This window comes from Haloarcula sp. Atlit-120R (assembly GCF_003665885.1).
GTDB lineage: Archaea > Halobacteriota > Halobacteria > Halobacteriales > Haloarculaceae > Haloarcula > Haloarcula taiwanensis.
Window position 1 is genome coordinate 257,994 of record NZ_QPLN01000004.1, and the last position, 23,912, is coordinate 281,905.

Annotated in this window: 27 protein-coding genes; 16 read left to right on the top strand and 11 right to left on the bottom strand. The window is 63.2% G+C overall.

Annotated elements, in window-relative coordinates:
* Positions 1–63: 63 nt before the first annotated feature.
* Positions 64–459, bottom strand: coding sequence for a DUF2237 family protein (locus tag DVK01_RS15710; RefSeq protein WP_101350112.1), 396 nt, complete (start codon positions 457–459; stop codon positions 64–66).
* Between the two features lie 157 nt (positions 460–616).
* Between DVK01_RS15710 and DVK01_RS15715 the strand changes: the two genes are divergently transcribed.
* Complete coding sequence (locus DVK01_RS15715) at positions 617–1,162, top strand: hypothetical protein (protein ID WP_101350111.1); 546 nt, start codon at positions 617–619, stop codon at positions 1,160–1,162.
* Positions 1,163–1,202: 40 nt separating this feature from the next.
* Positions 1,203–1,538: a hypothetical protein gene (locus DVK01_RS15720; RefSeq protein WP_121537514.1), complete on the top strand. Its 336-nt coding sequence runs from the start codon at positions 1,203–1,205 to the stop codon at positions 1,536–1,538.
* Here DVK01_RS15720 and DVK01_RS15725 read toward each other — a convergent pair.
* Entirely contained in the window at positions 1,535–1,762 is a 228-nt protein-coding gene (locus DVK01_RS15725; RefSeq protein ID WP_004518043.1) for a ribbon-helix-helix domain-containing protein, read from the bottom strand. The genes DVK01_RS15720 and DVK01_RS15725 overlap by 4 nt on opposite strands.
* 74 nt (positions 1,763–1,836) lie before the next feature.
* Here DVK01_RS15725 and DVK01_RS15730 point away from each other — a divergent pair, with 74 nt between their 5' ends.
* The 3 genes from DVK01_RS15730 to DVK01_RS15740 all read left to right on the top strand — a co-directional run bounded on the left by DVK01_RS15730 (position 1,837) and on the right by DVK01_RS15740 (position 5,772).
* Positions 1,837–3,186, top strand: a complete 1,350-nt coding sequence (locus tag DVK01_RS15730) for an MFS transporter (protein ID WP_121537516.1) — start codon at positions 1,837–1,839, stop codon at positions 3,184–3,186.
* Positions 3,187–3,255: 69 nt separating this feature from the next.
* Positions 3,256–3,942 carry a glycosyltransferase gene (locus tag DVK01_RS15735; RefSeq protein WP_101350108.1) on the top strand — a complete coding sequence of 229 codons (687 nt, stop codon included), beginning with the start codon at positions 3,256–3,258 and terminating at the stop codon, positions 3,940–3,942.
* A 42-nt stretch (positions 3,943–3,984) separates the two neighbouring features.
* Positions 3,985–5,772: a glycosyltransferase family 39 protein gene (locus tag DVK01_RS15740; protein ID WP_121537518.1), complete on the top strand. Its 1,788-nt coding sequence runs from the start codon at positions 3,985–3,987 to the stop codon at positions 5,770–5,772.
* Positions 5,773–5,798: 26 nt separating this feature from the next.
* On the opposite strand, the gene DVK01_RS15745 is transcribed toward DVK01_RS15740, so the two are convergent.
* Genes DVK01_RS15745 through DVK01_RS15760 form a run of 4 tightly spaced genes read right to left on the bottom strand, consistent with a single transcriptional unit; the run spans position 5,799 to position 8,731 of the window.
* Positions 5,799–6,821 carry a lysylphosphatidylglycerol synthase transmembrane domain-containing protein gene (locus tag DVK01_RS15745; RefSeq protein WP_121537520.1) on the bottom strand — a complete coding sequence of 341 codons (1,023 nt, stop codon included), beginning with the start codon at positions 6,819–6,821 and terminating at the stop codon, positions 5,799–5,801.
* Positions 6,818–7,675: a polysaccharide deacetylase family protein gene (locus tag DVK01_RS15750; protein WP_101350105.1), complete on the bottom strand. Its 858-nt coding sequence runs from the start codon at positions 7,673–7,675 to the stop codon at positions 6,818–6,820. Before DVK01_RS15750 ends, DVK01_RS15745 begins: the two co-directional genes overlap by 4 nt.
* Positions 7,668–8,054, bottom strand: coding sequence for a DUF2304 domain-containing protein (locus DVK01_RS15755; RefSeq protein WP_101350104.1), 387 nt, complete (start codon positions 8,052–8,054; stop codon positions 7,668–7,670). Before DVK01_RS15755 ends, DVK01_RS15750 begins: the two co-directional genes overlap by 8 nt.
* A 2-nt stretch (positions 8,055–8,056) precedes the next feature.
* The gene (locus DVK01_RS15760) at positions 8,057–8,731 is read right to left on the bottom strand and encodes a glycosyltransferase family 2 protein (RefSeq protein ID WP_101350103.1); all 675 of its coding nucleotides are present in this window, start codon (positions 8,729–8,731) and stop codon (positions 8,057–8,059) included.
* Positions 8,732–9,003: 272 nt separating this feature from the next.
* Here DVK01_RS15760 and DVK01_RS15765 point away from each other — a divergent pair, with 272 nt between their 5' ends.
* The 3 genes from DVK01_RS15765 (at position 9,004) to DVK01_RS15775 (ending at position 11,513) form a co-directional block, all read left to right on the top strand.
* Positions 9,004–9,426: a cobalamin B12-binding domain-containing protein gene (locus DVK01_RS15765; protein WP_064288077.1), complete on the top strand. Its 423-nt coding sequence runs from the start codon at positions 9,004–9,006 to the stop codon at positions 9,424–9,426.
* Complete coding sequence (gene meaB / locus DVK01_RS15770; protein ID WP_101350102.1) at positions 9,423–10,466, top strand: methylmalonyl Co-A mutase-associated GTPase MeaB; 1,044 nt, start codon at positions 9,423–9,425, stop codon at positions 10,464–10,466. The genes DVK01_RS15765 and meaB overlap by 4 nt, the downstream gene beginning before the upstream one ends.
* Positions 10,467–10,571: 105 nt before the next feature.
* Positions 10,572–11,513, top strand: a complete 942-nt coding sequence (locus tag DVK01_RS15775) for an alpha/beta fold hydrolase (protein WP_121537522.1) — start codon at positions 10,572–10,574, stop codon at positions 11,511–11,513.
* Between the two features lie 3 nt (positions 11,514–11,516).
* On the opposite strand, the gene DVK01_RS15780 is transcribed toward DVK01_RS15775, so the two are convergent.
* From DVK01_RS15780 to DVK01_RS15800, 5 genes are all read right to left on the bottom strand, one after another.
* Positions 11,517–11,903, bottom strand: coding sequence for a Zn-ribbon domain-containing OB-fold protein (locus tag DVK01_RS15780; RefSeq protein ID WP_121537524.1), 387 nt, complete (start codon positions 11,901–11,903; stop codon positions 11,517–11,519).
* A complete protein-coding gene (locus DVK01_RS15785; protein WP_101350100.1) occupies positions 11,900–13,066 on the bottom strand; it encodes a thiolase domain-containing protein in 1,167 nt (388 codons plus the stop codon). Before DVK01_RS15785 ends, DVK01_RS15780 begins: the two co-directional genes overlap by 4 nt.
* A 155-nt stretch (positions 13,067–13,221) precedes the next feature.
* Positions 13,222–13,419 (bottom strand): DUF5800 family protein, encoded by a 198-nt coding sequence (locus DVK01_RS15790; protein WP_004518030.1) that lies wholly within the window; start codon positions 13,417–13,419, stop codon positions 13,222–13,224.
* Positions 13,420–13,524: 105 nt separating this feature from the next.
* Positions 13,525–14,163 carry a transcriptional regulator GfcR gene (gfcR, locus tag DVK01_RS15795; protein ID WP_121512279.1) on the bottom strand — a complete coding sequence of 213 codons (639 nt, stop codon included), beginning with the start codon at positions 14,161–14,163 and terminating at the stop codon, positions 13,525–13,527.
* Between the two features lie 332 nt (positions 14,164–14,495).
* A complete protein-coding gene (locus tag DVK01_RS15800) occupies positions 14,496–15,371 on the bottom strand; it encodes a hypothetical protein (protein ID WP_101350098.1) in 876 nt (291 codons plus the stop codon).
* 59 nt (positions 15,372–15,430) lie between these two features.
* On the opposite strand from DVK01_RS15800, the gene DVK01_RS15805 reads away from it, so the two are divergent.
* The 8 genes from DVK01_RS15805 (at position 15,431) to DVK01_RS15840 (ending at position 23,893) form a co-directional block, all read left to right on the top strand.
* The gene (locus DVK01_RS15805) at positions 15,431–16,420 is read left to right on the top strand and encodes an aldo/keto reductase (protein WP_101350097.1); all 990 of its coding nucleotides are present in this window, start codon (positions 15,431–15,433) and stop codon (positions 16,418–16,420) included.
* Between the two features lie 60 nt (positions 16,421–16,480).
* Positions 16,481–17,557, top strand: coding sequence for a TrmB family transcriptional regulator (locus DVK01_RS15810; protein ID WP_101350096.1), 1,077 nt, complete (start codon positions 16,481–16,483; stop codon positions 17,555–17,557).
* Between the two features lie 232 nt (positions 17,558–17,789).
* Complete coding sequence (locus tag DVK01_RS15815) at positions 17,790–19,319, top strand: extracellular solute-binding protein (protein ID WP_101350095.1); 1,530 nt, start codon at positions 17,790–17,792, stop codon at positions 19,317–19,319.
* 78 nt (positions 19,320–19,397) lie between these two features.
* Positions 19,398–20,378, top strand: coding sequence for a carbohydrate ABC transporter permease (locus tag DVK01_RS15820; protein WP_101350094.1), 981 nt, complete (start codon positions 19,398–19,400; stop codon positions 20,376–20,378).
* A gap of 1 nt (position 20,379) precedes the next feature.
* Entirely contained in the window at positions 20,380–21,381 is a 1,002-nt protein-coding gene (locus tag DVK01_RS15825) for a carbohydrate ABC transporter permease (RefSeq protein WP_101350093.1), read from the top strand.
* Between the two features lie 4 nt (positions 21,382–21,385).
* Entirely contained in the window at positions 21,386–22,582 is a 1,197-nt protein-coding gene (locus tag DVK01_RS15830; protein ID WP_101350092.1) for an ABC transporter ATP-binding protein, read from the top strand.
* Position 22,583: 1 nt separating this feature from the next.
* Entirely contained in the window at positions 22,584–22,787 is a 204-nt protein-coding gene (locus DVK01_RS15835; RefSeq protein WP_101350091.1) for a hypothetical protein, read from the top strand.
* Between the two features lie 29 nt (positions 22,788–22,816).
* Entirely contained in the window at positions 22,817–23,893 is a 1,077-nt protein-coding gene (locus tag DVK01_RS15840) for a Gfo/Idh/MocA family protein (protein ID WP_101350090.1), read from the top strand.
* The last annotated feature ends 19 nt before the right edge of the window (positions 23,894–23,912 follow it).

Consider the following 23,912-nt stretch of genomic DNA (forward strand, 5'->3'; position numbering starts at 1 on the left):
GCCCTCCCCTGTTGCACGGCCCAAGCGAGGGGGCGGACCCTCAAAAGTCGTTCGCGCCGCGGGTCATTCGCTGGTCGCATCGGCTTCGGACTCCGTGTCGGCGGCGTACTCCTGCAGCGTCTCCAGCGATACGTCTTCGAGTACGTCTTCGCTCGTCGCGTCGAGGTTCACCGGCGGTGCACGCCCGGCCTCGTGAGCCTCTATCCAGCGCGGGACACAGACACACCAGTGGTCGCCGGGGTCGAGGCCCGGGAAGTTCAGGTCCGGCCGCGGCGTCACGAGGTCGTTGCCCTGCGCCTTGCTGTACTCTAGAAACTCCGCAGTCATCACGGCACAGATCTCGTGCCGACCGGGGTCACGCTGGAGCGGGTAGCAGTATCCGTCGCGCATGAAGCCCGTCTTCGGGTCCATCGAGCAGGGGGCCAGTTCCCCGCCGAGGACGTTGCGTTCGCTTTCCATACCACGTCTGGCTGTTCCGGGGAGTAAAGCCGTTCGGCTACGCCACTGACAGGCTGGCTGTCACCCGGATGCTTCGCTCCCGCGCAGCGACGACCGGTCACTGTGCCATTCAGGACCGATGGGTTCATTCTGACCCAGTTCAAACAGGAAACTGACAATGCGCGTTCGCGACTGGCAGGACATTCTCGAAGACGTGATGGAGAGCAATGCCAATCCGGGGGACTGGCGTGCCGTCGGGGGCGACCGCGCGAACGGAATCGGCGAGGATATCTACTTCGGACACCCCGATGCCGGCGTCTACCAGCTCAAGACGTACGCGAAGAACCCTTTCGAGGTACAGGGCGTCGGGTCGCAGGTGGCCCGCCGAATCGACGACGACATCGACCCGCTGTTCCCGACCGATGGCTCGGGCATCTTCGGCGTCCAGCAGGGGCCCGAAGACGAGGACGACGCCAAGGAGAAGGCGAAGAACCTCGAAACGGTGCTCGAAACGCACGCTGACGCACCCACATCGCCGCAAGCGCTGCTGGAAGATATGATGGACGCGATGGACTCCCCGGCCTACGGGCCGATGGAGTTCGACCACCACGACCGGCCCGACCAGATGACCGAACTCACCGAGACGTTCGAGGAAGCGGAGGAACTACTCGACGCAGAGTTCGAAGACGTCATCGAGGAAGACGTAGAGCGGGGCTTTTACTGATGGCCGAACGGACAGACGCCGACTGTTACGGGGGCTCCTGATGGTCGGCCCTTCGATGACGGACGCCGACCGGAAACGCTTTCTCAGATACACGCAAGTCGGGTTTGCGCTCCTTATCGGCGGGTCGATGGGGCTTGTGACGATGTATGGCGGTGCCGAGCTGCTGATTGTCGTTGGCGTGTTCGTTGGTGGCACCGCTGTCGGTGGCGCTCTCGCGTGGTATCTCATCCCGGAGAGCATCGCAGAAACCCCGTACGAGTCGGTCGACAGCGGTCCGAAACCCGGCGCAAAGATGAAGCAACGTCGGCAGGAGAACGACGGCTCCAGACAGCAGGCAGCTGAGAACGACGGCCGGCTCTCACAGAACCGCGACTAGAGGAAGTCGTCCTGCATCGCGGGGTCCTGCTGTTCGGAGGCCGTCTGGTCGAAAATCTCTTCGTCGAGCGTTTCGGTCTCTTCGGTCGTAGTATTATAGGCCGAAATCCCCCGCTTCAGGAGATCTTCGACTGCTTGGTCGCGGTTGAGGAACTCGCCCTGTTCGACGAGTCGCTGGATGTCCGAGTCCACCTGGTCCGGGAGTGACACCTTGATCTTGCTCACACTTGCCGCCTATACTGTTCGGACATAAAAACCCACCCCTGCTTTTGAGAGGGGTCAAAAAGGCGCACACGTGAATGCGCGAAACCGTCACACACTTGCCGGCGGCCGACACGAACCACAGTGTGAACGCGAACGACCGAGCGATCACTGCACTGGTCATGCTCGCACACGGGCTGGTCCACACCTACGAGATGACGGTCCCGATATTCGTCGTCATCTGGCTCACCGAGTTCGACCTCATTAACCTCGGTATCGCTCAGTTCGACGTGACAACGGCGACCGTCGGCGTCATCGTAACAGTAGGCTATGGCCTGTTCGGGGCCGGCGCGCTCCCGGGCGGCATCATCGTCGACCGAATCGGTTCCCGCCGGCTCATCACCGGCTGTCTGCTCGGCATGGGTGGGTCGTACATCCTGCTGGGACTGGCTCCGAGTATGGTCGTTATCGCGCTCGCGCTCATCCTCTGGGGAATCTCTGCCAGCGTGTACCATCCGGCGGGGCTCTCGCTTATCAGCAAAGGTGTCGAACAGCGCGGGACCGGACTCGCCTATCACGGCGTCGCTGGCAACCTCGGTATCGGTCTCGGTCCGCTCGTCGCCGCGATTCTCCTGTTGGTCGCCGAGTGGCGGACCGTCGCGCTCGTCCTCGGGGTTCCGGCGCTGCTCGCCGCCGTCTACGCCTCGCAGGCGAGTTTCGACGAAACGGCGGCGGTGACGACGGCGACTGACGGCGGGTCGAAGGCCAACAGCGGCATCGACTCCCTCGGAGAGTTCCTCTCGGAGAGCAAGCACTTGCTGGCCGGGAGTTTCCTCTTCGTGTTCGTCGTCGTCATGTGCTCGGGGCTGTACTACCGCGGTGTCCTCACGTTCCTCCCGGAACTCCTGCGAGACTTGCCGGGCTTCGAGCCAATCCCGGTGGAGACGTTACTGCCACCCACCGTGCTCTCAGCGCTTGGCATCGAAACCGGAACGGGGCAGGCCTTCAAGCCACAGGACTATTTTTACGCCGGCCTGTTGCTCATCGGCGTCCTCGGCCAGTACGCCGGGGGGAAACTCAGCGACCGGATTCCCGTCGAGTACGGTATCGCCGGGTCGTTCCTCGTGCTTGCCGTCCTTGCAGTGCTGTTCGTTCCGGTGTCGGCGATAGGCTTCGGGCCGCTGGCGGTGCTCGGTGCGCTTCTGGGCGTCGCGCTGTTCGTCGTCCAGCCGATGTATCAGGCCGCCGTCGCGGAGCACACGCCCACTGGCACGCGCGGACTGTCGTACGGCTACACGTATCTGGGTGTGTTCGGGGTCGGCGCGCTCGGTGGCGGGCTGGCGGGGTCGATTCTGGCTTTCGCGAACGTGACGGCGCTGTTCGGGACACTCGCCGGAATCGCACTCGTCGCTGTCCTCGCGGGAACCACCCTCGCTCGTCGTTCGTGACTCCCTGAGTGAGAGGCAGGCCGTCGCATCGCTTGCTATTTCTGTCTGTACAATCTACCTGCCGCTCAGATGGACGCCGCAGTTATCGTCCCGGCCTACAACGAGGCGGAGTCGCTGGCCCGCTGTCTGGCTCCCTTCGAGTCACAGCCCGTCGAACTGGTCGTCGTGGTCGGCGGCGACGACGGGACGGAACAGGTAGCCCGCGACGCCCCCTTCGTCGACACCGTCGTCCGGTGCGACGAGGGCGGAGCGGGAATCGCCAGGAACCGCGGAGCAGAAGCCGCGACAGCGCCGATACTGCTGTTTACCGATGCCGATACGGTCGTCCCCGAGGACTGGGTCCGCCTGCATCTCAGGCACTACACCGACGACGATGTGGTGGGGGTCGGCGGCCCCGCACGCCCGCTCGAAGACAGCCTCAAACACCGCGTGCTGTTCAAACTGCTGTCGGACTACTGGTATCGGGTCTCGTGGCCGCTGGGCTTCGTCCAGCAACCGGGCTTCAACTGTAGCTTCCGGGCCGACGCCTTCGAGGCCGCGGGCGGCTTCGACGAAGACATTCCGTTTATGGAGGATACAGAACTCTCTCTCCGGATGAAAGACTACGGCCGGATTGTCTACGATGCGGACTCCTGTGTCGCTACGTCGGCCCGCCGTGAGGCCGACGAGGGGTATCTCTCGCTGTTTGCGAAGTACGTCCGCGGGTACGCGAACCACTACATCCTCCGCCGGGAGTTCGATGCCGACTACTTCTGAGAAGGGCAACCTTTTCAACGCACACACCGGAGCACTGACACGATGAGTGGCTGGCGGTCACTGCCCCGACGTGCTGTCGAACAGGGACGGTCGGACCTCCGGGACGACCCCTATCTCCGCTATATTCTCCTCCTGTCGACTGTGCTGGTCGGATTCTGGTTCTGGCACCGCATCCCGAACTTCGCGACCCGGGACGAGTACAGCCGCCTGCTCGACGCGATGGTCGTCTACGGCTCAGTCCTCGAAGAACCGACCTTCGAGGGTCTCAAGGCCGGTGTCGAGTGGGGCCGGGCCCCGTTCGGCGCGACGCTGTACCTCTACGTACTCGCCATCCTCCCTGTCGTCCTTGTCGCAGCACTGACCGGCGACCTGGACGCGTTCACAGCCATCGCCTTCCCAAGCTGGGAGTTCGGCCACTACGAGGCCTGGGCCGCCACGCCCGAGTGGATATGGACCGGGAGCCTCGTCTTCATCCGGCTAACCAACGTCGTTGCTGCACTCTGTGCCGTCTACCTCACCTACCGCCTGGGCGTCGCAATCGAGGGGCGCAACGCGGGCCGGCTGTCGGCGGTCGTGCTCTCGCTGACCTTCGGCTTCCTCACCATCTCGAAGGAAGCCGGCGAGGATATGCCGGCGCTGGTGTTTGTCCTCCTCGCGCTGTACCTGCTGGTCAGGTACGTTCAGACCGACGACGGAACGCTGTTTCTAGCGGCGAGCGCCGCTGGCGGGGTCGCCATCGCGTTCAAACTGACGGCCGCGCCGGTTATCCTGCTTATCGGCGTCGCCTTCCTGCTGCGTGCCCGTGTCGCTGACGCGCCGCTAACGGAGACGCTGTACCGGCCGAAGCTCCTCCTGAGCGGCGCTTTGCTTGGGTTCGTCATGATCGTGCTTGGATTCCCGACCGCGCTCGTGGCGGGTCCCGAGCCGTTCATCGAGCGGGTGTTCGGCGGCTCGACCTCGCGGATGAGTCACCCGACCGGTCCCGACGCCCCGATGTGGTGGTGGTTCCTGCGGGGGTACTTCAGCGCGCTTGGACTGCCGCTGGTTGCCGCGGCCGCAGCCAGCATCGTGGCGACCGTTGCGACGTTGCGTGACCGCGGTGTCGCCGTCCACGGCACTGTCCTCGTCCTGACGGGACTGATAGCCTACATCGCCATGTTCTCTCAGTGGCACGACTTCCGGGTCCACCACCTCTTGCCGACGTTCCCGCTGCTCGCCTTACTCGTCGGGGGAAGACTGGTGGACCTCCGCGAGCGCTCGTCGTCTCTGGCGCGACCGGTGATGGCCGTTCTGTTGGTAACAACGGCCGTCTACGCCGGTATCGGGGCAGCCCAGTTCGCGTCGATGCCCCGGGACGAGGCGACAGCGTGGCTCGAAGACAACAGCGACGAGGGGGACGTGGTGGAGTCGTATCGCGTCCACATCCAAGACACTGCTATCCCGCACTCGCTGACCGCCCGCCACGTCGCCGGCCAGGACTCGGAAGCGGAGGAAGCGATGGCGTGTCCGCGATACATTCAGGTCGGGTACCGTGACCTGCTCTACCTCAAAGAAGACACCTACTACCGGAACGGTGACGCACAGGCCGTCTACCTCCGGAAGCTTCTGAACGAGGAGTATAACTACCGAATCGTCGCGGAGTTCGGGGAGCGGCCGCCGAACTTCGTGCCCCAGCGGCCGACGCCCGGTTCCTTTACCGACCTGCTCCGACTCGGCGTTGTCCCGCACACGGACCAGTTCGCCGACGAGCAGGAACTCGCGGCGAACCAGTACACGCTGATTTTGGAGCGTGACGGCGAGTGCGACACGAGCCGGCATCCACCGTTCTGAGTCTCTCTTTGCGTAGCTCTTTCCGGCTACTCTGTCGTCAGTGACGTCACGTCGAGCCGAACAGAGGGATACCAGCCCGCAAGCGACGGCAGGTAGATACTGAGGAACCGGTCGACGAAGATGATCGGGATGATAACTGCTGCCGGGATGCCCAGCGCGACGAACACCGCTGTCGCCGTCGCTTCGGTGATGCCGATACCGCCGGGCGTCAGCGGCAAGAGTGTCACAGTGTATGCGACCAGCAGATACAGCGGCACCGCGACCAGTGGTTCGAACCCGACGCCGAAACTCCCCAGCAGCAAGCCGACGCGGACGCCGGGCGCAAGGACGAGATCGACGGCCCAGCCGATTGCGTACCGCAGCCACACTGCCGGCTCGCTCGCCAGCGTCCGGAACGTCGTGGTTGAGCTGTCCGTGAATTCGAGCAGGCCGTCGAGTCGGGCCGCGAGCCTTTCGCCGACGCGTGGGACCTGGACTGCGACCCCGGACAGCCAGCCGATAAGGCGGTCCAGATAGGTGAGCTTGAGTCCTCCGAACAGTATGGCGAGACCGGCTACGAAGTAGAGGCTCGTCGCGAGCGCCAGCACCACGAGGAGTTCGGGCCGGAGCAGTGGAATCGCCAAGACGAGTCCCGCGGTCGCCGCGACGCCGTAGTACAGCGCGAAGACAGCGGTGTGAAGCGCTGAGGCGGCTGCGGCGTCGCTGTAGTCCATCCCGGTCTGGCTCCGGAGGACAAATGGTGCGGCTAGCCGTCCGGAGAGCCGCGAGGGGAGCAACTGGTTGACGAAGTTCACGATGAGGGTCGTTCCAGCGGCGGTCCGGAACCGGACAGGGGACAGCGGGGAGATTACCGCGTGCCACGTGTAGGCTCGGCCACAGATGCCGAGGGCGCTGACGGCGACGATCGCGAGCGCTGTCTCGCTCTCGACGCCGGCGAGCAGGTCGATTGCGCTCCCGATGTCGAACTGCGTGAGCAGCCACGAAACCGCACCGACGGCGATACCGTACTGGGCAACCGTGATGCCCAGGTCACGAGCCCGACTCGTCACGGCGTCTCGCCCCTGTGTAGCTGTGACGCGGCCGCCTCACCGTCAGCTAAAACGGCCCGTGCGGTCGTGAACTCGAAGTCCTGTTGCAGAATCCGTTCGACGGCCCGGCGCATCCAGTCACCAGTTCTGACGTACACCCGCGTCGGCACTCCCTCAACGGCTGGCAGGTCGACCAGTTCCCACGGATGGACGTACAGCATTGGCGTGATACCACGCCGGGCTAGTAATTTCATGCCCAGAATCGTGTATCGCGGGCCGAAAAACCGGAGCCAGGTCCCGGTGAGAGGTAACTGCAGGCCGGGCATGACGCTCGCCGGGAACTCCGTAACGCTGTCCGGCGCGTCTGGACGCACGGCCGTCGCCGGCACCGGCTCGTGAATGTCGTACTCGCCGCCGTACCACCCCGGTATTGACCGACTGGAGACGACGCTAGAGTCGTACGTGTACCCGGTATCGGCAAGCAGATCGAAGTGGTCGTCGGTGATGTCGAAGGCAGGCGCGCGGAACCCGGAGACGCGTTTGCCGGTAACTCGCTCCAGCACGGCCTTCGACTGGGACAACTCCGCTCGTCGCTCCTCGCTGTCGAGAGCAGAGAGCAACTGGTGTGTCTGCGTGTGCGAGCCGATTTCGATACCCGCATCAGACAGCGCTCGCACGGCGTCGGGATGGGTCTGAGCGACTGATGAGACCACGAATGCGGTCGAAGTCGCATCGTACTTTGCGAGCGTGTCCCTGAAAAATCGACCGCCGTCGAGGCCGACACCGTCGCGGTCGGTCGTCCCCGATGCGCTCCGGTAGGCCGGCGTCTGGGTGAACAGCTCGAAATCTATCGACAACACCGCCCGGTCAGTCATCCTGCTCGTCCTCGGTCCGTAGCTGGTGTTCCTCCAGTTCGCTCCGGAGGAGGCTCAGCTCCTCGTTCAGCCGCGACAGCCGGTCGTACATATGCCCGATTCGGTTGAGCAGGTACGTCACCGCGACGAACAGCGTCAGGTTCGAGATGACGAGGATGGCACGCGCCTTCCATTCGAGGCCCAGCAGCCGCGCCACGACCTCGAACACGTTGGGAACGACGGCGACGACGATGAGCCCTGCGCCGAGCAGCAGCGACATCACAAACAGCTCTAGTGACTCGCGTTCGCTTCTGACGATGATGTACCCGTTCGCGAGGAAGGCCAGGCCGACGACCAGCGACAGGAGGTTAACCAGTGAGTAATCGAATCCAAAGACCATACTTAGCGAAAGAGGAGGACGCGAAACACCGTGTCAGTCATCCGAAGCGGGTACAGCACGAGCGTGTCGAGGCTGAACTGCGACTCGCCCTCGTCCCGGATCGGCATCTCTATCGATACTTCTTCGATGCGGTGGCCGCGCTGGGCCGCATCGAGCGTCTGTTCGACCGCCCAGTGGTTGTCCGAGCGGTGGAGGATGTCCTCTAAGGCCGACACGCGGTAGACGCGAAAGCCGCTGGTCACGTCGGTGATGTCGATGCCGCCGAGTTTGCGGACGACGGTGGTAAAGAAGGTGATCCCCAGCCGCCTGACCAGCGGGTAATCCTCGATGCTCTCGTTCAGGTAGCGGCTGCCGATGACCATGTCCGCGTCCTCCGCGTGGTCCAGCAGGGTCGGAATCTTCGCCGGGTCGTGTTGGCCGTCGGCATCGACCTGCACGACGAAGTCGTAGTCGTGCCGAATCGCGTACTGATAGCCCGTCCTGACGGCCCCACCGACACCGGTGTTGAACACATGCGTGACGACGTGTGCACCGTGCTTCCGGGCGACGGCTGCGGTGTCGTCAGACGAGCCGTCGTCGACGACGACGACCTCGTCGACGTGCTGGCTGGTCCCGTCAATCACCGACCCGATGGTGCTCGACTCGTTGTACGCGGGGATGACGGCGACTGTTCGCACTGGTGGAAACGCCGCTAGCAGCGAACTTAGAATTGTCGTTCTCTGGAATTGTCTCAGTCCTCCCTGTCGCCCTTCTTTGACCGCTCAGGGCACGGTATACAGACCTCCCAGGGTCACAGCCGACTGCAGACCGAACGGCCGGACTGGTTCCGGCTCACACACGCGGTGCGGAATGCCCAGTTTCAATCTTCGTTCCCCGAGGGGAGCCGTACTCGACATCAGTCATGATGAATAGGGCAAGAATGAAAACACACCGCGCGGTACGTACTGGCATGAGTGTCGAGCAGGAGCAGACGGAACGGACCATCAGGTGTCTGGTGGCGAAAGTCGGACTCGACGGTCACGACCGGGGCGCACACGTCATCGCGCGGGCGCTCCGAGACGCCGGCTTCGAAGTGATATACTCGGGACTCCACCGAGCACCCGACGAAGTCGTGCAGGCCGCCGTGCAGGAGGACGTGGATGTCGTCGGCATCTCCATCCTCTCGGGGGCGCACAACACGCTCGTTCCAAAGATTCTCGACGGACTGAAGGAGTACGATGCGTTCGACGACCGTCTCATTCTCGTCGGCGGCATCGTTCCGGACGACGATCAGGAAGAACTCCGCGGGCAGGGCGTCGACGAGATATTCGGTCCGGGCGCGTCGATGGAGGAGATGATCGACTACATCCACCAGAACGCGCCCGAGCGATGAGCGACCTCGTCGCTGACCTGCTTGCGGGCAAGCACAGCGCTCTCGCCAGGGTCATCACGAAGATAGAGAACCGCTCGCCGGGGTATCGGGAGATAATTTCCGACCTCCACCAGCACACCGGGACAGCCGACGTGGTCGGCGTCACCGGCAGTCCCGGCGCGGGCAAGTCCACGCTGGTCGACAAGGTCGCAGCGACCTACCGCGAGCGGGGCCAGACTGTCGGTGTCATCGCTATCGACCCGTCCTCGCCGTTTTCCGGCGGCGCAGTACTCGGCGACCGGATACGAATGGCCTCGAACGCCGGCGACATGGACATGTTCTTCCGGTCGATGTCTGCCCGTGGCTCCCTCGGTGGACTGTCAACGGCGACGACCGACGCCGTGACCGCGCTGGACGCCTTCGGCAAGGACAAGATCATCGTCGAGACGGTCGGTGCAGGCCAAAACGAGGTCGACATCGTCCGCACGGCCGACACCGTCGCCGTGCTCGTGCCGCCGGGGAGCGGCGATGACGTGCAGATGCTCAAGGCCGGGATCCTCGAAATCGGTGACGTGTTCGTCGTCAACAAGGCTGACCTCGACGGAGCCGACCGGACTGTCCAGCAGCTCCGAGAGATGCTTCAGGGACAGAGCGGACGACCGAACTCCGGCCATCACGGCGCGACTGAACTCGCAGCCGACGACGCCGAGGCAGACGCCGAGGAGAGCGGCACGGAGACGTGGGACCCCCCAATCGTGGAGACGGTGGCTAACCGGGGCGAGGGCGTCGAGGACTTCCTGAACGCGCTGGCCGACCACGGCGACTATCTGGACCGAACCGGCCGACGAGAGGGGCAGGCACGGGAGCGATTCGCCGCCGAGATCCGAACCCTGCTCCGGGAGGACGCAAACGAACTACTGGTCGATGAACTCGACCGCCGCGGCGGTATCGAACAGTACGTCGACGCTGTCATCGAGCGCCACACCGACCCGTACACCGTCGTCGACGAGGTTCTCGCGCCGCTCCGGGAGTGTCTCGACGAGCCTCGCGACGAGAACTGAGTTCGGGACTGTCGCGTCCGCGGCTACGGTTGCCCGCGACGATAGCGACAGTCATCTGACGCTCGTCCAGCATGTATAACATACTCGGGGCTCCAAGTCATCAATATGAAACTCCGCAAGACGCTCGGTGCGGTCGTCGGAGCGGTCGGTGCGACAGCCGCTGCCAACCGCGTGCTGCAGTCGCAGGCCGGTGCGTTCGAACCGATGCTCGAGGGGGAACAGGGGACGTACCGCTGGCGCGGGTTCGATATCGCGTACACTGAGGCTGGCGACCCGTCGGACCCGGACCTCGTGCTGTTTCACGGCATCAACGCCGCTGCCAGCAGTCACGAGTTCCACACGGTGTTCGACACGCTGGCGGAGGAGTACCACGTCATCGCGCCTGACCTACCGGGTTTTGGGCACACAGACCGCCCGCCGCTGCTGTACTCGGCCTCGCTGTACACAGCCTTCGTCCGCGATTTCATCGAGGACAACACCACCGACGCGACCGTCGTCGCGTCGTCTCTGACAGGGGCATACGCCGCCAGCGCGGCACAGGAGGTTGAGGTGAAGGAACTTGTCCTCATCTGCCCGACAGACACTTCGATGGGGAACCGCACCGTCTGGCTCCGATCGCTGTTGCGCGCGCCCGTCGTCGGCGAGGCAATCTACAACCTCACCGTCTCGAAGCCCTCCATCCGCCACTTCCACGCTGACCACGGGTACTACGATATGGACAACCTCACCGACGCAGTGGTCGACTACGAGTGGCAGAGCGGCCACCAGCCCGGTGCGCGGTTCGCGCCGGCGTCGTTCGTCTCCGGCTTCCTCGACCCGGAGCACGACCTCGGCGAAGTACTGGCAAGCCTCGACGTGCCCGTGACGCTGGTCTGGGGTGAGGATGCCGACATCACACCGCTGTCGAAGGGTCGTGACCTGGCCGAACAGGCGGATGCGATGCTCGTCGTGTTCGGTGATTCGCTGCTCTTGCCCCACGTCGAACACCCCGGTGAGTTCGTCGACGTGGTCCGCGACAGAGTGACGTCGGTAACGGTCGAGAACTGAGTTCTAGCGCGGCCGGAACACGACGGCTCTCTCGCCGGTCGTCACGCGCTCGCCGACATCGATGCCGACCACGTCGCCGATAGCGACGTCGTCAGGGTCCACGTCACGGACGAGCCCCGTGACCGAAACCGGGCCGAAGTCGGCGATAGCGGTGACGTAGGGCGCGTCGTCCTCGAACTGCGGAGTCGGGACGGTGATCGTCGTGTGGCTCGCGATTTCGCCGGATTCTGGCAGATCGACCGCCGAGAGTTCCTGGTCGTGGCAGCGCGGACACACTCGCCGGGGCGGCAGCCAGCCGTGGCCGTTCGAACATTCGAGGTAGTACCCGTCGCCAGATTCGATGCTGTCGAGCCACGCGTCGTACTCGCCATCCTGTGCGGATTCAGTCATTCTTGTACCTCCATGACGTGGACAGTCGTAGACGCGACCGTACCCCCCGCGTTGTGTGCGACACCGACGGTGCTGTCCGGGACGGCGTCGGCCCGCGGATGCGACCCGTCGAGAAGCCAGGCAACGGTCGCCAGTTGGGCGACGCCGGTCGCGCCGACCGGGTGACCCTTGGCTTTCAGCCCGCCCGAGAGATTTATCGGGCGGTCGCCATCGCGGGTCGTCTCCCCGTTGCGCGCCGCGGCGATGCCCTCACCGCGCTCGTAGAAGCCAAGCGATTCGATTGCGAACACTTCAGCGATGGTGAAACAGTCGTGGACCTCGGCGAAATCGACATCGTCGGGACCGACGCCGGCGTCGCCGTACGCCTCTTCGGCGGCCTTGTCGGCGGCGGGCGTCTGTGCCAGATGTGGACGGTCCTGTAGCGCGAGATTGTCGCCGCCCTGCCCAGTCCCGGTGATGGCGACCGGGGCGTCCAAGTTGTGTTCCTCGGCGTAGGCCTCCGTCGTCAGGACGGCAGCCGCGGCCCCGTCAGTAATCGGACAGGAGTCGTACAGGCCGAGCGGGTCCGCAATCGTCGGGGCCTCCAGCGCGTCCTCGATCGTGATTTCCTGCTGAATCTGTGCGTGTTCGTTGACCAGGGCGTGTTCGTGGTTCTTGACGGCGACGTGAGCGAGATCCTCGTGGGAGCCGCCGTACTGGTCGAAGTACGACCGGGCCATCAGCGCGTACGCCCCGGGGAAGGTCATCCCGGCACGGACCTCGTAGAGGTCGTCGGCGGCGATGGCGAGCGCGTCTGTCGCCGCTGCCGTCCCGATGTTGGTCATCCGTTCCGCGCCGCCGACGACGACGACCTCCGCCTCGCCGTTCCGGATCGTCTTGACGGCTTCACGAACGGCTGTCCCGGCGGATGCACAGGCCGCTTCCACGCGGGTCGCCGGAACGTCCAGCCCGATGGCCTCGGCCATCAGCGGGCCCTGGTGGCCCTGGTGTTCCGCGAGTTCGCCCATGAAGTTGCCGTAATAGAGCGCTTCAGCGTCCTCCGGGTCGATTCCAGCCTGCGAGAGCGCTTCGAGTCCGGCCTCGGCGAACAGGTCTCGGCCGGTCCGTTCGGGGTGTTTCCCGAACTGTGTTACGCTAGCCCCGGCAATACGTGGGTCTGACATTATCACCCAGTGCGCGCTGACGGCTTAAATGCCTACTGCTCGGATGCTTAATTAGCGCATATTCACCTGCTTAAACGCCTGCAAACGGGATATGCGTTCTCAGCCAGAAGTACTTCTCACAACGGAATTGTAGCCCACAAGGGAACTACGTCGAATCAGTTCACAATTTCGGCGATACGCTGTGGCTCTCCTGACAGCGCTGGTTCCGGCTCGACCATCTGCAACACCTCGTGGTCGGTGACGTTCGGATACGACTTCTGGATAGCATCCTCGATGAGGGCCTTTTCGAGGCGGAACTCCGTCCCCTCGTAAACGACATCCACGCCCTGTTCGTCAAACGACAGTACAGTCATACCACGAATTACGCACGGCACGAATAAAAGGATAGTCTCTCGTGTGGCCACGTCGATTCGGAGACCGCGCAGCGAACACGTGCTCGGAACAGCTGAGCAGGACCGCTACGAGTCGCCGTCGCTCCCAACTCGGATGACCTGTAGCAGAGAGTACACCGGGACGCCGCGGATGTCGCCGACACCGCGCTTGTCAGCCAGCACGACGCAGGCCACGGGGTTGCCGCCCTGTTCATGGATTGCATCGATTGTCTCTCCCATCGTCTTGCCACTCGTGATAGTGTCGTCAACGACGTAGCAGTCGCGGTTCCGAATCTGGGCGAAGTTCCGCGAAAAGGAGCCGTCACTGGTCTCGCTCTCGTCGTCGTCCCACTGGTGTTTGGTCGGGGCGTACGTCCCGAGGTCTGTTTCCAGTTCCCGCGCAACAGTCGTCGCGAGCGGCGCGCCGGCCTTCTCGATGCCGATAGTAAGGTCTACGTCGTCGCCTTTCTTCGAGAGCAGGTCCGCCATCGCTGCGCCCGCGTGATACAGCCGGTTGCTGTCACGCCCGACAGCGGACCAGTCGACGTGGATGTCGTGGGGACCGCCGTCGTCGCTCGTGTCCGGTTCCGTGCCGGTGCCGCTGCGTTCGACAAGCCAACTTGCCGTCTCCCGTGAGACGTTGAGCTCGTCAGCAATCTCGCCCTTAGAGAGGCCACGCTGTGCCAAGTCGGACGCGCTGTCGACGAGGTCGTCGATGTTCTTCATATCATCATCTCCGTGTGCGAGGATTTAATAGGCAGTGTTCTTCAGCCACCGAAATATATTTACAACAGCAGTTGTAGTATTCTACTGGCTGGGTACATTCCCCCTGCAGTCCGGAACTATGTGAGGCCGCTGTTTGGTCACATCGTTCCCACCACCCCCAACCCGGCCGACGGTAACTGTCTGCCACGCAGCATGGTTGTCCACGGGACCGCACGCACCAGCGGTCAGGCGGGACCTCCCCCCGTCCGTTGTCTACTGGCTCTGCGCTCCGAGCCCGGAGTGCGTCCTGCATGCCGACTAGCCAGTAGATCCCCAGCTTTGAGTGACTGGTTTCAGGTATCGCTCAGTTCAAACGTGTAGAGTCGCTGCTCGCAGGTCGGACAGACCAGCGTCTCATCGGGGTCCTGACGCGGTCCAAGATGGCCGCCACAGCACGACACTGACGATGACTCGACTAGTTCGGAGTCACAGACCGGGCACCTGTCGAGGAACATCCGGAACGCCTCCGCGCCAGCGACTCTGAGCCGCTCGTCGTCGAGACGCTCGCCGAGGACCTCGTAAGCTGCGAGTTCGGCGACGACGACTGGACGGGGGAGGAGCTTCGCGTGGTCCGCGCCGAGTGCGAGCCACTCCGCGTCGTCGACGTACGGTTCAGCAGCGTCAACTCCCGGTAGCGACGCCTGTAGCGCCGCGGCGAGGGCGTCAAGTGAGTCGTCGGCCAGCTCGTCCATCCGCTCGTGCCACGCCACGTCTACAGCCGTCGTGAGAAACAGTTGTTCACCCTCGGCTTCGATGACGCCGGCTGCCGAAAGCTCCCGGAAGACGGTTTCGCCGTCCATCTCGACGTCGTCGGCCAGCGACTCGTTTTCCCGTCGGGTCACGTCTTCTTGGGATGTGTCCCCCTGTGCTGGCTCCGCGTGGAACCACTCGTCCGGAACCGGTGATGCCGCCACCAGCCGCGGGGCAAATTCGGGCGTGTACGGGACCAGATACCCTCGGAAATAGACGATCGCGACGCCGACAACAGCGACCAGTAGGCTCGACCGCGGACGGTCACGCCCGCGCAGAAGCATGGCAAGCGCTCCAACGAAGCCAAGATTCAGTACCGTACACGGCCAGCACCTGTTTGCCCCGGTGTAGGACTCGTCTCTGAAGGTTTCGAGTGCGTCCATCGGAGTAGGACTGTTCTGTGGGGATTTCCGGCTCATGTTTTGACAACGATATGCAGTCCCAAAATTCTTTAACAACAGCTGTGGTATGAACTGTCATGAACGATTCCTCGGTGACATACACCACGCTCGGGTCGACAGGGCTCGACGTGTCCGAACTCTGTCTCGGAACGATGAACTTCGGAAGCGCCGAGCCCTGGATGCTAAATGACGAGGACGAGAGCCGCCGAATACTCGAACGAGCGCTGGATCTGGGTATCAACTTCTTCGATACAGCCAACGCGTATTCGAACGGCGAGAGCGAGCGGATACTCGGCGATGCTGTCGACTCCGCCCGACGCGACGAACTGGTCTTGGCCTCGAAGGTGTACTTCGACATGCACGACGGGCCGAACGGCAGCGGGCTTTCGAAGAAACACATCATCGACCAGTGTCACGCCACGCTGGACCGCCTCGGCGTCGACTATCTCGACCTCTACCAGATCCATCGGTGGGACGACGACACGCCAATCGAGGAGACATTGGACGCGCTGACGTACCTCGTCGACGAGGGGCTGGTCCGCTATATCGGCGCCAGTACGATGGCCAACTGGAAGTTCCAGAAGGCGCTGTACACCGCGGACATCGAAGGGTACGAGCGGTTCGTCTCGATGCAGCCGGAGTACAACGCCGTCGACCGCCACGAGGAGGCGAACCTCCTGCCGGTGTGTGAGATGGAGGGTGTCGGCGTCATCCCGTGGTCGCCCCTGGCCGGCGGCTTCCTCGCCGGGAAGTACGAGCGCGGCGACGACCTCGCCGAGGGACGGGCGAGCACGGACGAGTACACGGCAAACCGGTTCAGCGACGAAAACTGGGCGGTCCTCGACGAGGTGCGGGCGATTGCCGACGCGAAGGGCGCGACACCGGCACAGGTCAGCCTGGCGTGGCTCTGCCAGCAGGATGTCGTCGACGCGCCGATCATCGGCCCGCGGACGATGGACCAACTTGAGGAGAACGTCGGAGCGCTCGACGTCGACCTGACCGACGAGGAGTGTGCCCGAATCGAGGCCCCAAAACAACCGCAGTGGCCCGTCGAGGGCAAGGACTAATCAGTGACCTCGATGGATAACCATGCACGTTAACTGCGTACTCAGTTTCCCTGTATACACATGGACGACAGCGAACTAACCGATGTCCTCGAAGATGCCGGTCTCTCTCCGTACCAGGCGGAGGCCTACGTGGCGTTGCTGGGGCTGGGGACCGCATCGGCGACGGACATCGCCGATTCCTGTGACGTTCCGGACCCGCGGATATACGACGTGCTCAGGGATCTTGAGTCGAAGGGGTATATCGAGACGTTCCAGCAGGATAGCCTGACTGCTCGGGCGCGAAATCCCGACGTAGTGCTTGAGGACCTGCGGTCACGGTCGAGCAAGTACCTCGACGCGGCCGAGACCATCGAGGAACGCTGGAACCAGCCCGAGATATCCGAGCACGAGGTCAGTATCGTCAAGCGGTTCGAAACGGTCGTCAGCCGGGCCCGGGAGCTCATCGAAGCGGCGGAAAACCAGATTCAGGTCGGCGTGAACCCCGAGCAGTTCTACGCGGTCCGGGAAGAACTCATCGCCGCCCACGACCGCGGCGTGAACATCAAACTCAGCATCTGTACGAGTCCTGACGAGGAAGTCCCGCCGCTTTCCGACATCGAAGGGACCTGTACGGAGGCCCGGAACCGCGAGATTCCGGCCCCGTTTTTCGTGCTTGTCGACCGGACCTGGACGTGTTTTGCGCCCCACCACGACTCGGTCAACGAGTACGGTGTGCTCGTCAAGGACCGAACTCACACCTACGTCTTCCACTGGTTTTTCCTGACCTGTCTGTGGGAGATCTGGGACACACTGTACACCGAGCGGACGCCGGAAACCCCGACGACGTACGTCGACCTCCGACACGCTGTCCGCGACATCGAACCGCTGTTGAATGAGGACGCGATTATCGAGGCTACTGTCGAGGGGTACGACACGGAAACAAAGGAGTCGGTTGGTCTGACCGGGCGCATCACCGCCGTCGACTACACCGGGAGTAGCATCGGACGGACGGACCCGGTCCCGCTTGCACAGATGGCCGGCCGAATCAGCGCGACGCTGGCCACTGATAGCGGAACGTACGAAGTCGGCGGCTGGGGAGCCGTCATCGAGGAAATCGAAGCGACCGAGATTACAATTACGGACGTCACGTACGAGTGACACAGGCGCCGTTTTTCGGGATTAGTAAACTTTCGTTCAGTTTGCGCGTTTGAGGGCCTCCGTGTAGCAAGCGGCTGTTTGACTTATCCGTGCATATATATACTGAAAGATTTATACAATGGCTACTAGTCAAAAATATATCACTTCTACTGGGTTGTGGCCGACAGTTAACAACACCTGTGGTTAATTATGGACAACCTTTAAGGTGCGTCCGGGATAGCTCAGAATAGATATGTCGGACAATGGCACAAGCGGCGAGCGGAACTCAACAGGCGTCTCCCGGCGACGGTTCGTCCGTGCCGCCGGAGCAGCAGGTGTTGTCGGCGGACTAGCAGGCTGTGCTGACTTCGTCGGCGGTGGCGACGGAGGCGGCGGTGGCGGCGGCGACGGCGGATCGACCGGTGACGGAAGCGGCGGGGAGGCGACGACCGTGCAGTGGGGCTTCGACCCGGTGGCCGTCCAGAACAACGGCCCCGCAATCAAGCAGGCTCTCCACGACAACGGCCTGCCGGACTCCATCGAGATCGAATTCGTCCCCCGTGACCAGGACACCGGTGCGGCTCGGGCGAACTACAACCGGCTGCTCTCGGCCGGCGAGACGAACCCGGACATGTTCCTGATGGACAACGGCTGGACGAACATCTTCATCCAGCGGGGACAGCTCCAGAACCTCTCCGAAACGCTGCCGGAGGAACTCCTCTCGGATGTCTCGGACAACTACTTCTCGGCGTTTACCGACACGGCTCGGAACCCGAGCAACGGGAACCTGTACGGCGTCCCGGTGTTCCCGGACTTCCCGACGATGCAGTACCGCAAGGACCTCGTTGAGGAAGCCGGCTACAGCCCCGAGAGCAACAACTGGGCGACCGAGCCGATGACCTGGGAGGAGTGGTCGAACATCGCGGCGGACACCTACGACAACGCCGACGTCGACTTCGGTTTCACCACGCAGTGGGACATCTACGAGGGGACCTCCTGCTGTACGTTCAACGAGGTTATGTCCTCGTGGGGCGGCGCGTACTTCGGCGGCCGCGACAACCTCTTTGGCCCCATCGGCGACCGGCCGATCACGGTCAACAACGAAGAGGTCATCAACTCGCTCAACATGATGCGGAAGTTCGTCCACGGCGAGGACTTCGGCGGCCAGTTCGAGGGGTACGGCGGCGGCTTCACCCCGACCGAAATCCTCGGCTGGAAGGAGGAAGACGCTCGCGCGCCGTTCGTCAACGGCAACGCCGTCTTCCACCGGAACTGGCCCTACTCGCTGGCACTCGGCGGGCGTGACCCAGAGGAAACAGAGGATCCGGCGCTCGGCGAAAACCTCGGTGCGATGCCGATTCCGTACGCCGTGCCCGAAAGCGAGGCGGCACAGCCCGGCACGGGCGGCTCCACGGCTGCGCTCGGTGGCTGGCACATGACGGTCAACCCCAACAGTGAGAACACAGACGCCGTGACGCAGGTCATTCGCGCCGCGATGCAGCCGGACTTCCAGCTCACGCTACTGTCCGTTCAGGGATGGCTGCCGCCGCGGCCCGAACTGTTCAACTCCAGCGAGGCCCAGAACGTGCCCGTCGTTGGCCGGTACATGGACACCCTGCAGGTCGCCGGTAACAACACGATGCCGCGCCCGGTGACGGCTGTCTGGAGCGACCAGTCCAGCAAGATCGCACAGCAAGCGAACCGCGCAGTCGGTCAGGAAGCCTCCTCGGCCGACGCGATGGCGACGCTTGAGTCCGCGCTGGAAGAGACCGAGCAAACCTGAAGCCACAGGCAAGCGTTACAAAACCATCCCTGTGATTATTTACCATGACACATTCAAACGACGGACGGAGGTAACCAGATGAGTACAGAAACCGGCCGTGAATCCAGACGCTCGGGGGCACTCGTCAGCATGATGCGGTGGATGGAGAACCTCAGCGACACGCAGTACGCGTATCTGCTGTTGATTCCCGTGTTCGTACTCTTGGGTATCGTCGCGCTGTACCCGCTGTTGCGGACCTTCGAGCTGTCGCTGTTCGCGCTCTCGGCGGACTTTTCGAGCACTACCTTCGTCGGCGCTGGGAACTACATCGAGCTGTTCACCGGCGAGAAAAACCGGTTCCTGCCGGGCGGAACGACGTTCCTGCCCGAAGGGTTTGGCATGAGTGCGTTGCTGAACAGCGCACTGGTCGTCACGATAATCTTCGCCGTCGTGAGCGTGCTCTTCGAGACGCTCATCGGTCTCGGGCAGGCGCTCATCCTTGACCAGGACTTCTATGGCCGGCGGTGGATTCGCGCGGCTATCATCATCCCGTGGGCCGTCCCAATCGTCATTCAGGGGATGATCTTCTTCCTGATGTTCAACTCGAACGTCGGGTTCCTGACGCCACCGCTTGCTGACCTCGGCCTGCTCGCGCCGACGAACACGCTCAACGACACGCCGAGTGCGACGTTTATCATCATCGTCGCCGACATCTGGAAGACGTCGGCGTTCATGGCCCTGCTCATTCTGGCTGGGCTGCAGAGCATCGACCGGGGCCTGTACGACGTGGCGAGGGTCGCCGGGGCGACGAAGTGGCAGCAGTTCAAGCTCATCACGTTCCCGCTCATCCTGCCGACTATCGGCGTTGCCGTGCTGTTCCGGTCGGTACAGGCGATGCGGGTGTACGGCATCATCGACACGGTGTCGAGCTGTACCGTCGTGCCATCGCTGTCGTGTATGGTCGTCGCGACGTTTACCACCCGCGAGGGGACATCCGCGGCCATCGCGTTCGTGACGGCCGCCATCATCGGGACGGTCGTGATGGGACTCATCGTCTGGCAAGGGGAGGACGCGATCTAACATGGCGACGCCAACTGACACCCAAGAGCAGTCGAGCGACGGGCCGCTACAGCGGTGGACACAGAGCGCCATCAAGAACCCGGACAAGGTGTACCGGGCGCTGTTCTACGCGGCGATGGTGTTTTTCCTGGTGACGACGCTGTTCCCCTTCTACTGGCTCGTCGTGTTGGCGGTGACCCCCGAGGGGAACTTACTCGCCGGGAGCTTCCTCCCCACGGTGAACCTCTTTGGCGTCAGCGGGACGTTCCCGCTGCCGGTCCCTAAGGGGTTCAATCCGGGTGCGTTCGTCACCGTCTTCGAGCAGGTTCCCTTCCACCTGTACATGCTGAACAGCTTCGCGCTGGCGGTCACGACGACGGTCATCGTGCTGTTCGTGGCGAGCCTCGCAGGCTACGTGTTCGGCCGTCTCCGATTCCCCGGCCGCGCACTGCTGATGCTCGGTATCCTGGCGATCAGCTACTTCCCGCCGGCTGCGTTCGTCATACCGCTGTTCCAGGCGTTTGCCGGCAACGCGCCGATTACGGTACCGTTCACCAGCATCCCGCTGTTCACGCCCCCGCGCCTGCTGAACACGCCGGGGTCGATGGTACTGCCGTTCAGCGCGCTGTTTATGCCGCTGTCCATCTTCATCCTGACGACGTTCTACGGCCAGATTCCGGACGGGCTGGAGGACGCCGCACGGGTCGAAGGAACGACGCGACTGGGCGCGCTGTTCCGCGTCATCATGCCGCTGTCCGCGCCGGGCGTGGCGACCGCGGCCGTGCTGACGTTCATCGCCGTCTACAACGAGTACTTCTTCAGCTCTATCATGGCGACCTCGCCGGAGGCGGCCAAATGGTCGCCTATCGTCGGCGGGATTCTCAGCTACCAGACCCAGTACACGACCCAGTTCAACCTCATGGCGGCCGCGAGCATCGTCGGGGTTCTCCCCGTCGTCATCCTCGTGATCGTCGCACAGGAACGCATCGTCAGCGGACTGACCTCAGGCGCACTCAAGGAGTAACACAATGGCACGAGTACAACTCGAACACGTGACGAAACGCTACGACGACCAGGGTGACGTGGTCACCGCGGTCGACGACATGAACCTCGATATCGCCCACGGCGAGTTCATCTGTTTTGTCGGCCCATCCGGCTGTGGGAAGTCGACCACGATGGAGACCATCGCCGGGCTCACCATCCCAACCGAGGGTGAGATATACATCGGCGACCGTGAAGTGACGAACCTGCCACCGAAGGACCGCGGCATCGCGATGGTGTTCCAGAACATCGCGCTGTTCCCGCACATGGACGTGTACGACAACATTTCCTTCGGGCTGCGGTTACGGGATTACCCACAGGACGAGATTGACCGTCGGGTCGAGCGGGCCGCGGATATCGTCCAGCTAGAGGGGATGCTCAACCGGATGCCCGAGGAGATGTCCGGCGGACAGCGTCAGCGCGTCGCTATCGCCCGCGCCATCGTGCGCGAGCCCGACGTGTTCCTGATGGACGAGCCGCTGGCAAACCTCGACGCGAAGCTCAAGGTCCACATGCGGACGGAACTCCAGCGCCTGCACAAGGAGCTGGACACGACCATCATCTACGTGACCCACGATCAGGAGGAGGCGATGACGCTGTCCGACCGTATCGCCGTCCTCGATTCGGGGCAGCTCCAGCAGATCGACCCGCCACTGACCTGTTACAACGAGCCGGACAACCTCTTTGTCGCCGGGTTCATCGGCTCGCCGTCGATGAACTTCGTCGAGGGGACGGTCACGGAGGACGCCCTGGAGACGCCGAACTTCTCGCTTGCGTTCAACCCATCGTCCATCGAAGGTGTCGGAGTTGGTGACGACGTGACGCTGGGTATCCGCCCAGAGGACATCTATCCGGGCGACCTCAAGTCGGAGGTCCCTGACCCATCGGGAATGATTACCGCGAGGACCGACATTCTCGAACCCATGGGCGACGAGATATTCGCCTACCTGCTGCTGGGCGACGGCGAAACGTCGATGTCGCAGGAACTGGCGACGAACGACCAGCTACTGATGAGCATCGACCCCGACTCTGATCTCGAAGAAGACGATGAGATCGGGGTCGTCATCGACCGACGGAACGTCCACCTGTTCGACTCGGCCACCGGCGAGGCGATTGTCCACGACCTCATTCCGTACGAGGCCGAAAGCACTGCATCAAGTAGCGAAGTAGAATCAGACGACTGATATGAGCAGCCACCTCGCGATGCTGTACTGGAGCGGGATGCTCGTGCTGTTTTTTTTCTGGGCCTACGGTATCGTGTCGTTCGTCCTCGACCTGAAGAACAAAATCGTCCCCGGCATCATCCAGTATCGGCGCGGCCGGCGGCGAGAGAAGGCCAAGCAGAAACAGGAGGAGGAACGCGAAGAGCGTGAACAGCAGTTGTATTAATCCGCTTCCGGCCGCACTCTTCGAGAATCATGACTGAGACCGTTCGCATAGGCATCATCGGACTGGGGAACATCGCGGATATCCACTGTACGAACCTCCGTCAGCTCGACCAACCGGTCTCGATAACGGCGGGCGTCGACGTCGATGCCGATGCGCGCCGCCGGTTCGCCGAGACGTACGACGCGGCAGTGTACGAGGAGGCGTCGGCGATGTTCGGGTCCGTCGATGCCGCGCTGGTGACGACGCCGAACAGATACCACGAGCAGTACGTCGTAGCGGCGCTTGAGGCGGGCTTGGACGTGCTCGTCGAGAAACCACTTGCACACACGCTCGAAAGCGCCGAGCGGATCGCCGCGGCCGCCAAAGCGGCAGACGGGTTCTGTATGGTCGGCTTCCACAACCGATTTGCCGACCCGGTTCAGACGCTCGTGGGCTACCGCGACGCGGGCGACATAGGCGATGTGTCTCATATCGAGGCGAACTACATCAGGCGTCGCGGCGTCCCAGGACGAGGGTCATGGTTCACGCGCAACGACGTGGCCGGCGGCGGCTCACTCATCGACATTGGAGCCCACGCTATCGACCTGTCGCTGCACGTTGCCGGTCATCCAGCCGTCGTGGAAGTGTCGGGTGACACCCGCGCCCAGTTCGGCGTCGACGAGGAGTACGCGTACGTCGAGATGTGGGGCGCGGACCACGGTGCAGCCGAGTTCAGCGTGGACGATTCCGCGAGTGCGTTCATCCGCTGTGATGACGGCACGACGATATCCCTGGAGGTGGCGTGGGCGGCGAACCGGCCGGACAGTCAGGAGTACTACGTCCGCGGAACTGACGCGGGCGCAAAACTCGACCTCGCGGACCAGTCGCTGACACTGTTTGAGACGGCCGACACCGGCCGGATGCACCATCGGACGACCGATGTCGAGACACAGCGGTCGGACCCACAGCGAACGGAGCAGGAACGGTTCGTCTCTGCGGTTCGGAACGGGTCGCCACCGTCGGTAAACACCGTCGAGCAGGCGCTGCGAGTCCAGCGCGTGATGGACGGAATCTACCGCTCCAGCGAAACTGGCGCGGCTGTCAGCGTCAGCGAGACAGAGACCTGAAGAAAGACTTAATCCCCAG

Bases quoted from the DNA above. Each gene is read 5' to 3' on its own strand.
- DVK01_RS15710 (WP_101350112.1), bottom strand. From the start codon at position 459: ATGGAAAGCGAACGCAACGTCCTCGGCGGGGAACTGGCCCCCTGCTCG.
- DVK01_RS15715 (WP_101350111.1), top strand. From the start codon at position 617: ATGCGCGTTCGCGACTGGCAGGACATTCTCGAAGACGTGATGGAGAGC.
- DVK01_RS15720 (WP_121537514.1), top strand. From the start codon at position 1,203: ATGGTCGGCCCTTCGATGACGGACGCCGACCGGAAACGCTTTCTCAGA.
- DVK01_RS15730 (WP_121537516.1), top strand. From the start codon at position 1,837: ATGCGCGAAACCGTCACACACTTGCCGGCGGCCGACACGAACCACAGT.
- DVK01_RS15735 (WP_101350108.1), top strand. From the start codon at position 3,256: ATGGACGCCGCAGTTATCGTCCCGGCCTACAACGAGGCGGAGTCGCTG.
- DVK01_RS15740 (WP_121537518.1), top strand. From the start codon at position 3,985: ATGAGTGGCTGGCGGTCACTGCCCCGACGTGCTGTCGAACAGGGACGG.
- DVK01_RS15750 (WP_101350105.1), bottom strand. From the start codon at position 7,675: ATGACTGACCGGGCGGTGTTGTCGATAGATTTCGAGCTGTTCACCCAG.
- DVK01_RS15755 (WP_101350104.1), bottom strand. From the start codon at position 8,054: ATGGTCTTTGGATTCGATTACTCACTGGTTAACCTCCTGTCGCTGGTC.
- DVK01_RS15765 (WP_064288077.1), top strand. From the start codon at position 9,004: ATGAGTGTCGAGCAGGAGCAGACGGAACGGACCATCAGGTGTCTGGTG.
- meaB (WP_101350102.1), top strand. From the start codon at position 9,423: ATGAGCGACCTCGTCGCTGACCTGCTTGCGGGCAAGCACAGCGCTCTC.
- DVK01_RS15775 (WP_121537522.1), top strand. From the start codon at position 10,572: ATGAAACTCCGCAAGACGCTCGGTGCGGTCGTCGGAGCGGTCGGTGCG.
- DVK01_RS15780 (WP_121537524.1), bottom strand. From the start codon at position 11,903: ATGACTGAATCCGCACAGGATGGCGAGTACGACGCGTGGCTCGACAGC.
- DVK01_RS15785 (WP_101350100.1), bottom strand. From the start codon at position 13,066: ATGTCAGACCCACGTATTGCCGGGGCTAGCGTAACACAGTTCGGGAAA.
- DVK01_RS15790 (WP_004518030.1), bottom strand. From the start codon at position 13,419: ATGACTGTACTGTCGTTTGACGAACAGGGCGTGGATGTCGTTTACGAG.
- gfcR (WP_121512279.1), bottom strand. From the start codon at position 14,163: ATGAAGAACATCGACGACCTCGTCGACAGCGCGTCCGACTTGGCACAG.
- DVK01_RS15800 (WP_101350098.1), bottom strand. From the start codon at position 15,371: ATGAGCCGGAAATCCCCACAGAACAGTCCTACTCCGATGGACGCACTC.
- DVK01_RS15805 (WP_101350097.1), top strand. From the start codon at position 15,431: ATGAACGATTCCTCGGTGACATACACCACGCTCGGGTCGACAGGGCTC.
- DVK01_RS15810 (WP_101350096.1), top strand. From the start codon at position 16,481: ATGGACGACAGCGAACTAACCGATGTCCTCGAAGATGCCGGTCTCTCT.
- DVK01_RS15815 (WP_101350095.1), top strand. From the start codon at position 17,790: ATGTCGGACAATGGCACAAGCGGCGAGCGGAACTCAACAGGCGTCTCC.
- DVK01_RS15820 (WP_101350094.1), top strand. From the start codon at position 19,398: ATGAGTACAGAAACCGGCCGTGAATCCAGACGCTCGGGGGCACTCGTC.
- DVK01_RS15825 (WP_101350093.1), top strand. From the start codon at position 20,380: ATGGCGACGCCAACTGACACCCAAGAGCAGTCGAGCGACGGGCCGCTA.
- DVK01_RS15830 (WP_101350092.1), top strand. From the start codon at position 21,386: ATGGCACGAGTACAACTCGAACACGTGACGAAACGCTACGACGACCAG.
- DVK01_RS15835 (WP_101350091.1), top strand. From the start codon at position 22,584: ATGAGCAGCCACCTCGCGATGCTGTACTGGAGCGGGATGCTCGTGCTG.
- DVK01_RS15840 (WP_101350090.1), top strand. From the start codon at position 22,817: ATGACTGAGACCGTTCGCATAGGCATCATCGGACTGGGGAACATCGCG.